General features: G+C 67.5%; 4 protein-coding genes. 1 reads left to right on the top strand and 3 read right to left on the bottom strand.

Annotated elements, in window-relative coordinates; all coding sequences use genetic code 11:
* On the top strand, positions 1-223 hold a 223-nt coding region (locus tag VMD50_RS29270; protein ID WP_325433399.1), incomplete at its 5' end, for a hypothetical protein.
* 535 nt (positions 224-758) lie between these two features.
* On the opposite strand, the gene VMD50_RS29260 is transcribed toward VMD50_RS29270, so the two are convergent.
* The 3 genes from VMD50_RS29260 to VMD50_RS29250 all read right to left on the bottom strand — a co-directional run.
* On the bottom strand, positions 759-4,748 hold the full coding sequence (locus VMD50_RS29260) for an nSTAND1 domain-containing NTPase (protein WP_325433397.1): 3,990 nt from the start codon (positions 4,746-4,748) through the stop codon (positions 759-761).
* 309 nt (positions 4,749-5,057) lie between these two features.
* A complete protein-coding gene (locus VMD50_RS29255) occupies positions 5,058-6,482 on the bottom strand; it encodes an FAD-dependent oxidoreductase (protein ID WP_325433395.1) in 1,425 nt (474 codons plus the stop codon).
* A 291-nt stretch (positions 6,483-6,773) separates the two neighbouring features.
* The coding region (locus VMD50_RS29250; RefSeq protein ID WP_325433393.1) for an ATP-binding protein at positions 6,774-9,080 on the bottom strand (2,307 nt) is incomplete at its 5' end.

Below are 9,080 nucleotides of genomic sequence, written 5' to 3'. Positions count from 1 at the left end.
CACGCTGGAGCGGATTATGCAGGCCGAGTGGTGGCGCGAGGCGATGCGCACCCCCAAGGCGCGCACCACCGAGCGGTATCCGGCGCTGCCGCGGATCCGGCTGGTTCGGCGTCGGTTCCGCGCGGCCCGACCGATCAGCTGCACATGGCGGATTTCACCTAAGTGGCGCTGGCCGGCGGCGGTTCGGCTACACCGCGTTTGTGATCGACGCCTCCCCGGTTGATCGCTGGCTGAGAGTGCGCGTTGACCAAGAACAACCGTCGGTGACGCCTTCGACAACACGCTCGCCGATACCACCATCGGGCTATCCAAACCGAGTGCGTGCACGACAGTTCACCATTCCCAAGTGGGCCACTGCGCATGCTGGCCGACCTGGAAGACATCACGTCCGCGTGGTGCATTGGTACAACCCAGCAGGCTCATGCACCGCCTACGCCGCCGCCCGCCAGCAGAAGCCGAGGCCGAGTATTACGCTCATCTTCGGATCGGGCAGCACACGGTCACACGTAACGAGGCGTGCATGAAACCGGGATGTTGCAGGGGAGGGACTTGAAAGTGGCTGAGTCCTGGGGCTTATCGGCAAGCTGAATTACCAACAATGGGTCAGAGACGTGCCCGGCGGACGTTGGTTACGCTACCGCACTCGGTGTCGCGACTTGATGATGTAAAACTCAACAATCGAGTACTTCACTGTGGCCATCCGCAACTTCCACAAATCGGGCAACACCGCAGTCCTCAACCTGGCATGGAGATCAGTGTCATCCAGCAGAATCGGATATCGGCAGATTCGGGCACACTTTGATGTAGTCGATCGCCGGCGAGACCCAGGTGTTCCACTGCTGGTGACTCATGTTGTGAGTCAGTTTGTCGCACAAGGCCTCCGGGGAAGGCTTGGGCACCGGCCACATCCGCAGCGTGTGATCCGCGCTCCCCGAGACCAGTTTCGTCCCGTCGGGGCTGAAGTCCAAGCTGACAACGCCCTCGGTGTGCCCGGTGAGCGGGGGCCCGAGCTGAGTTCGCTCGCCGACATCCCATAGCCGGATGCTGCCGTCAAAGCTGCCCGACGCCACCGTGCGCCCGTCCGGGCTGAACGCCACGGTGCCTACGGCGGCATCCGTGCGCATGGGATCGCCTAGGGGTTGGAAGGTGCCGGTGTCCCACAGCCGCAGCGCGCCTTCCAGGGTGCCGACTGCCAGTAGGCGACCGTCGCGGCTGAACGTGCTAGACGTGACGTACCCCTCTCCGGTCATCGGTTGCCCGATGGGCTTGCCGGTGCCCGAATCCCACAGCCGGACCGTTCCACCAAGGGTGCCGATGGCCACGATCCGGCCATCGAAGTTGAAGTTGATCGATGTGATAAACCTCTTTGACGTGATGGGTTCGCCGACCGGCCGCATGGTTGGGGCGTCCCACAGCTGCACAACGCCGGCTTCGGTCCGGGCCGCGACCTTGTGCGTTTCCTTGTGGATGAAGATCGGTCGCAGCAGGTCGTATTCGCCCAGGCGCAGTGGTTCACCGATGGGCCTGAGGGTGTGCGCGTCCCACAGCCGCACGCTGTTCACCGAACCGAACGACGCCAGCAGGTCCTCGTCGAGCGCCGACAGAGCGCGCACATCGGGGTCGTCGACGCGCAGCGGCTCGCCGATCGGCCGCCCGGTGGCGGCGTCCCACAGCCTGACGGTGTTGTCGTAGCCGCCGGAGACGACGCGGCGGCCGTCGGGGCTGAAGGCCACGTTGGACACCCAGTTGTCGTGGCCGAGCAAGGGTTGCCAACTGACGGCGTCCCACACGCGTACCGTGTGGTCGTCGGCGGCCGACACCAGCCGTCGGCCGTCGGGGCTATACGCCACACTCTCCAGCCCCGCGCGGTGACCGGTCAGGACGCCGACCTGATGGCCGGTACCCGCGTCCCATATCCGGATCGTCTTGTCGACGCTGGCCGAGGCGAGCTGGCGCCCGTCGGGGCTGAACACCACCCTGCCTACCGCGCCGCCGTGGCCGCGCAACGGCTCCCCGACTGGCTGCCCGGTGCCGGCGTCCCACAACCGGACGGTTTCGGCGCTACCGGTGGCGATGCGATGCCCGTCTGGGCTGAACGCCACGCTGTTCACCCACTGGTCGTGGCGCAGCGGCTGCCCGACCGGCCGACCGGTGCCGGCGTCCCACAACCGGACCGTCGCGTCCTTGCTGCCCGACGCGATGCGGGTGCTGTCGGGGCTGAACGCCACACTCAGCACCAGGTCGTCGTGGCCGCGCAGCGGCAGGCCGACCGGTTGCCCGGTGGCGGCGTCCCACAACCAGACGGTGTTCCCGCTGCCGGAGGCCAGGCGGCGCCCGTCGGGGCTGAACGCCACACTCGTCACCACATCGCTTGTCAGCAGCTTCGCAACCGGTTGCCCGGTGGCGGCGTCCCACAACCGGACGGTTTTATCGAAACCGCCCGAGGCGATCCGTCGGCCGTCGGGGCTGAACACGGCACTGGACACCATTGCCGGACCGTCGATGACCTTGATCAGGTCACGCTCCTGGTGCAGCGCCGTCAGCAGCGGGTACTTTTCGCCCTGGTGTTTGGATGGAATGGCGAGTGCGGCCAGCAGCATCTGGAGTGCGGCGACGTCGTCGCTGCCCTCGGCAGACAGCCCGGCCAGCTTTAACTGCGAGTCTCCATACAGCCGCAACGCGGTCGCATCCCGGAACCGGTCACCAGCATCATTTCGCGCCTTGAGCGCCCAGCCGAACCCGAACACCGCGGCCACCGCGACGACCACCACCACGGCCAGCACGGCTTTTAGCCTGCGCGAATATCTGCGTGCCGCGGCCTCTCGTTCTTGGGCGTCGCGCACGGCGGCCTCGGCGCGGCGGTCTTCGCGCTGCCGCGACGCCAGCAGGTATTCCCGGGCGGTGTTGAGCCGGTCCCGGAAGCCGGGTTTGGCGGCCAACGCCTCGGCCTCGGCTAGGCGGGCGCCGGGCAGCAGCCAGTCGCCTTGGCGGGCGTTGTCGTCCCAGGCCCGCGCGGCCTGCTCGATCGCGTCGGTGTTTTTCAGGTCGGCGGCCTCCTCACGCAGCCACCCGGCCAGGTCATCCCATTGGCGCAGCAGGCTTTCCAGGGCGACCTCCACGACCACCTCACCGTCGCGCTCATCCTTGACCAGCAGCCGCCGCGCCACCAGCGCATCGATCAGCCGATGGCTGTCGTCCGGAATATCGGCCCAGCGGGCCGGCCGGCGCAGCGGCTCGTCATTGACCGGGTTGATGGTCGCCAGCCAGGGGATGAACGCATCACGCAGCTGCGCCAGGTCCTCCCGACGGGCGTCGGGATCGGCGCCGAGCACCCCGTCGACCTCGGTCTGCACCACTCGGCGCATCCCGCCCATCGCCTCGTACTCGGCCGGCCCCACCACGCCGGTGCCGTAGTCCTCACACAGCCGAGCCAGCGTCAACGCCAGCAGCGGCAGCGTGTCCGCTCCGGCCGCGCAGTCCCGCAACAGCTGCTCCACCAGCTCCGGGGTCCACTGCAGGCGGCTACCCGCCCGCTGCGCCCGCGCCGCCGGGCCGCAGATCACCTCTCGGAACCGGTCGGGCGGCATCGGCCTGAGGTCATCGAAGACCCGTGCCTCCAGTCCGGCCAGCTGCGGGGCGGTCTGCAGCGGTTCATAGCGGTCCGCGCGCACCGTGGCCACCACCACCAGCGGCAGCGCGGGCCGCCCGTCACCCAGCAGACCCGCCACAGTGGTCAGGAACTCGCAGGCCTCCTCACCACCGGCGCCACCGAACAGCTCCTCGGCCTGATCCACCGGCAGCACGATCGTCGGCGGCGCCGGCCGGGCATCGTCGCCGAGCAGACGCGCCACCGCGGCCTGCTGCGCCTCGACCAGCCAGCCCCGCACCCGCGCCGGGTCACCGGCGCCAGCCTTGACCGCGCCCAAACTCGGCTCGGTTAGTCCCAACCCGACGCGCAGCGCGTAAACCGAGCGGGCCAAACCGTACGGGCCGCTCAGCGGATGCCGTCGCGGCCGCACAATGTCCATCACCAGGAAGTGCCGGTCGTCGCGGCGCAGCCGCGGCAGCACCCCGGCCCGCAGGAACGACGACTTGCCCACACCGGACGGTCCCAGGACCACGAACAGCTTCTGCTCGCCGGAACCGCGTAGTTCCCGGATCGCGGTCAAGGCCCGATTAATCTCGGCGTCGCGCCCGAAGTAGACCGCGGCGTCGACCGCCTCCAGCGGCTGCCACCCGCGATACGGTGCGCGGTCCGGTTCGCCCTCCGGTGGCCACGCGAAGGTGTCCGGTGCGATGCCAGCGGCGCGCAACCCCTTCTGTAGCCGAACCAGACCGGCCGTGGCAAACTGCACCGACTCCGTCCGACCGTCGACCTGGATGACGGTTTTCGGGCCGTCACCGAACAGATCGCAACGCTGCCATTCGCCGGTGATATCGCGACCAGCCGTGGGCTCAACTCGCACCGGAAAGATCGGCTTACCCCGATCCTCGGCGGTACGGTACTCCGCGCGGCATTCATGGGAGGCGTCCCAATGCTTCGACACCAGGCAAATCACGGCTTCACACCGATCATTGGCCCTTCGCAGCGCCTCCTTCCACCGCACCCCGGCCTGGATCCCGGTGTCCGGGTCGAGGTCGACGAAGATCTCGCCTGCCAGGCCGGGTTCGGCGCACTCGAGCCAGGTCTTCAAAGCCAGCGCCTCGATACTGTCGCGGCTGGAATGACTCACAAAAACCCTAGACATAGACGAATCGTGCACGCTGAACGTGCCGCGCGGACGAGTAATCGATTACTTCCTTTGGCCGACGTTCGTCGAACTGCCCGGGTTGGCGTCCACCAAGGTGGTGTACGGGTCGGGCCGTGCGTTGAGGACCGGCGTGTCGTAGCCGGGTAGCAGAGGGTCATCGCATGATTCTTCGAGAGACCGACCAAAATCGGAGTCGTTCAGCCAGCAGCTGCGGGCGGCCTGTCGGACGCCCAGCGCCCTAGATGTTGGTTTTTTGCTGTTTCAGAACGCGCCTTATTCCCTTAGCTCCACCGATCTGCGGGATGCCTAGGGCCTCTGAACTCCGACTGACCGTCCCGCATGCGTCGTGCCCGCTGGACGATCCGAAGTATGCCCCTCGCCTCGCCGGCGGCGCAGGTTTGCGACCGCCACCCGGTACACAAACGCGGGGTGGAGCAGGCGAATCGGGGGGTCGATGAGGCCGTTGACTTTAAAGAAGCGTGCGGCGACAACGGGGTCGGACTCGCAGGCGGTCAGCGCCCAGTCCACAAGCCGGGTGGTAGCACGCATCGACTTCGTCCGTCGCCCTGCGACCTCCGGGAAGGTCAGGTCGGAGCCGGCTACCATCTGCCAGGCCACGCCAATTGGTTTGGCTGAGGCGCGGAAGTATCGCCGGGGCAGGTCGGTGTCGCCGCGACGCAGACAGTCCCGCAGCGCGGCGGCGTCCAGAGCGGCCACCGTCATTCCTTGCCCGTAGATGGGGTTGAAGCTGCAGATCGCGTCCCCGCAGACCAGCAGGCCGTCGGGGAGTCGGGGCATCTTGTCGTAGCGTCGCCACTGACTCGACGGCATGCGGTGTTGTACCGTCTCGCCGATTGGTTCGGCGGCCCGTACCGCCGCGATCAGGTGGGTGGGGCAGTAGTCCTGGGCGAATGACAGCATGCCGGCCAGCTCGCGTGGCGGCTCGTGCCCCACCATCCCGAAGACGGTGAAAAGCCAGGTGTCGTTCTCATAGCCGGCCAGGAACATGCCGGTTGGCCGGCCCGGCGCGGGGCCGATGTCGACCAGCTTCTCATTCAGGGTGCCGGGGGGGATCCGCAGCAGTTGGGTTACGTAAGTCGTGTGCATGACGATGTGGTCCTCGACGGGTCGGCCGTACCCGAGGCGCTCCAGGAGAGCTGGCGTGTGGGCGCCTCGGCCCGTCGCGTCGATGACTACCTCGGCCGCCAGCTCCCGTTCGGCACCGCGGTCGCGGTGGACCACCCGCACTCCGGTGACGCGATCGTGTTCGGCTGTCGACGTCAACTGGGCTACCTCGTGGCCGCCCAGGATCGTCACGTTGCTGATCGCCTGGAGGCGTTGCCGGACCTGGTATTCCAGCAGCGGCCTGCTCGGCAGGTACACCGCCAGGGCCGTGGGCTCGGATGCTAACTTGCCCGACCGCAGCATTTCGTGGCCGCCGAACGACAAGTGAAGCTGGGAGAGCTCCCCGTCGTCCCACACGGGGGCACCGGCGGCGACCAGCTCTTTGAGCAACCCGGGGAAAAGCTCATCCAAGATCTGGGCACCGCGGGCCAGCAGAACATGGACGTGCCGGCCCTGTGGTACCCCGCGTCGGACAGATGGACCGTCGGGCAACACATCCCGCTCGACCACCGTGACGGTTCTGAAAAAGTCAGCCAGGACCCTGGCGGCAAGCAGCCCGGCCATGCTCGCCCCGAGGACAACTGCGCGCTCACCCAGTTCTGGCATGGCGTTACCCCTGAGTCGACATCACACGTTCGTCATCGGTGGCCGAACCACTCCCAGAAAATAGCAACCGACGTACCACAATTCCAGAAGTGAATTGGCTCAAGCGTCTTTTCGGGCCCCGCGGTGCTGATGACGTCGGACCTTTTCAACGTTTCCGAGGGGGCACCACCCGGACGACGTGGAGACGACATCCACGGTCCCGGCGGAAGCGATTCGTGTATCGTGACCGGCCGGTCCGCGGCGAGGAACACGGGTGTGCGAAAGTCGTTGTCGCTGGGGGGTTCTCAGGAATTACTGGGCCGCAGGGTCATAGCCGGGCGCGATGATAGCCGCGTCCGCGGTGGTGATGAGTGCGTCGAAGCCGGCGGTGGCGGCCGTGGCGCGGTGGCGTTCCATGAGGTTCCGGCAGCTGGTTTCGTCGCCGCGCGCCCGCGCGAGCAGCGCCCGGCAACGCAGCAGGGGCAGTTCGTGCAGCACGAAGCCGGGATCGGTGGGTACGGCGGCCAGTCGGTCGATCGCCGCCTGCGCTTCGCGCTGGTCGCCCTCGGACCCGCGTCGGAGGAGCAGTTCCACCAAAACGTTGGTGGCCCTTCCGCGCCAGATCATGTCGCCGCTTGCGTAGGCGCCGTCCACGACTGCACGCACCATGTCGATGGCGCCGCCGAGATCACCGGTGCGGGCCTTCTCCATCGCAAACTCGGGGTCGACGATCGTCAGCGCGCTCAGCGAGAACCGCTCCGTCAGGGCGGCCTCGCGGGCTTGGGTGAACAGGTCGAGTCCGGCCTCGCGTTGCGGGCCGTCGCGGCTAACCAGGGCCAGGCCTCGGCTGAGTCGGCCCATTCCCAAAATGAAGTCGTCGCTGGAACTCTCGGCGATTTGCAGCGCGGCCGCGGTCTCGCGCATGGCGGTCGCATCGGGCGCCAGCGCCCCGAATGGAATGGAGGCGACGTATTTCCACAGCAGGGCGAAAACGTAACTCGTCGAGTCCAGCGGAGCGGCCATCGCGATCGAGGTGGCAGCGTCGTCTTGCCATCCCGGCATTCCCAGGCACATCTTGACGTGGCCCCGCATCGCGATCGCCGTGCTCAGCGGTGAGCCCAAGATCAGGTTGCCTTTGGTGGGGTCGCCGTCGGCGAGGTCGATAAGGCGATCCGCCAAACGCAGCGCCTCGATCATCTCACCCGCCTCGCATTTGGCGTAGATCGCCGCGAACAGCAAAGCCACGGTCAGCGTCGGATCTCCGATCGATTCGAGCAGGTCGCTGAGCTGTGAGGCCACCCGGGCCGCTTCGCGGAAGCGGTTATGGAAAGTCAACGCCATGATGAACCCGGTCGTGCCGATGGCCAGCGACACTTTGTCGTCAGCCGCTGTGCACAAATCGCGCAGTTCGTCGAAGCCGGTGTCAGCCACACTGCCACCGGCCCGCCAAACGGTGCCGCAGAGCAGGGTGCGGGCCGCGATCTGCATGGACGTGCGGTCGGGGTCGTCGGCGGGCAGCCGGTCGGCGACCTGGCGGGCCCGCTGCCAGCTGGTGCGGGCCGCGCGCACGTCGCGAACGACCGACCAGCCACCGGCGCGCATATGCCAGCCGAACGCCGCACACAGATCCCCGGCAGCTTCGAGGTTTTCAGCGATCAGGGCGGCGTTCTCGTCAACGGAGTCCGGCTCGTGCTGTTCGATCGCGACGGCCAACCGCCGGTGCAGCTCGGCGCGCCCAGACTTCAACTGCGACTCGTAGGCCACCGCGCGGATCAACGGGTGCCGAAACGCGTACTCGGCGTGGGTGAACATCACCTGATCGATCAGCTCCACCTGCAGCAACTCGGCGATAGCCTGCGATACGTTGATGTCACCCAGTAAGGCGGCCGGCAGCTCGGGCCGAAACCGCGCACCGACGACCGAGGCGGCATAGAGGAACTGTTTGGCCGGCCTGCTGATGCGGTCGACGCGGGCGGTGATGGTGGCCTGCAAAGTGGCCGGCACAGTGATGTCGGCGGCGTCATCACGGCACAGGTAGGCGCCGCGATCGCCGTCGAGCACACCACGTTCAGCCAGATCCCGCACCATCTCCTCGGCAAAGAACGGGTTGCCGGCGGCCCGGTCGGCGATCCGGGCCACCAGGGCACCCACCGACGGGTCGCTACCGAGCAGCTCGGCGGTCAACGCGGTGGTCTGCGCGGAGTTCAGCGGCGCCAGGGAGATCGTCTGAGCGCCCGGTGTCCGCGACAGCGCACCGGCGTATTCGGGGCGGTAGGTGATCAGCACCAGTGCGCGGCTTTGCGGCACGACCATGACGAACTCAGCGAGCATGGCCTCGCTGACCTCGTCGATCCAGTGCACGTCCTCGATCACATACAGCGACGGTGTGGTCCGGGCCACCGCGGCAGCGTTCAACAGGGCCGCCAACCGGCGCCGGCGGGCATCGGGAGTGATGGCGGGCAATGCGACGTCGGGATCGCCGATCCCCAGCAGGTCATCCAGCAGCAGCAAGTCCTCGGGGTTGGCGTCGGGGATGTCGGCACGCACCCGAGCCCGGGCCGTGTGCTCGTCGAGGTCGCTGACCCCGAACACCGTCCGCAGCAGTCGCGCCACCACATG

Source organism: Mycobacterium sp., from assembly GCF_035506235.1.
Taxonomy (GTDB): Bacteria; Actinomycetota; Actinomycetes; order Mycobacteriales; family Mycobacteriaceae; genus Mycobacterium.
Note: the sequence above shows the minus strand (reverse complement) of the source record. Positions and strands in the feature narration are given on the sequence as shown.

Excerpts from the sequence above, each read along its gene's own strand:
- VMD50_RS29260 (WP_325433397.1), bottom strand. The coding sequence starts at position 4,748 with ATGTCTAGGGTTTTTGTGAGTCATTCCAGCCGCGACAGTATCGAGGCG.
- VMD50_RS29255 (WP_325433395.1), bottom strand. The coding sequence starts at position 6,482 with ATGCCAGAACTGGGTGAGCGCGCAGTTGTCCTCGGGGCGAGCATGGCC.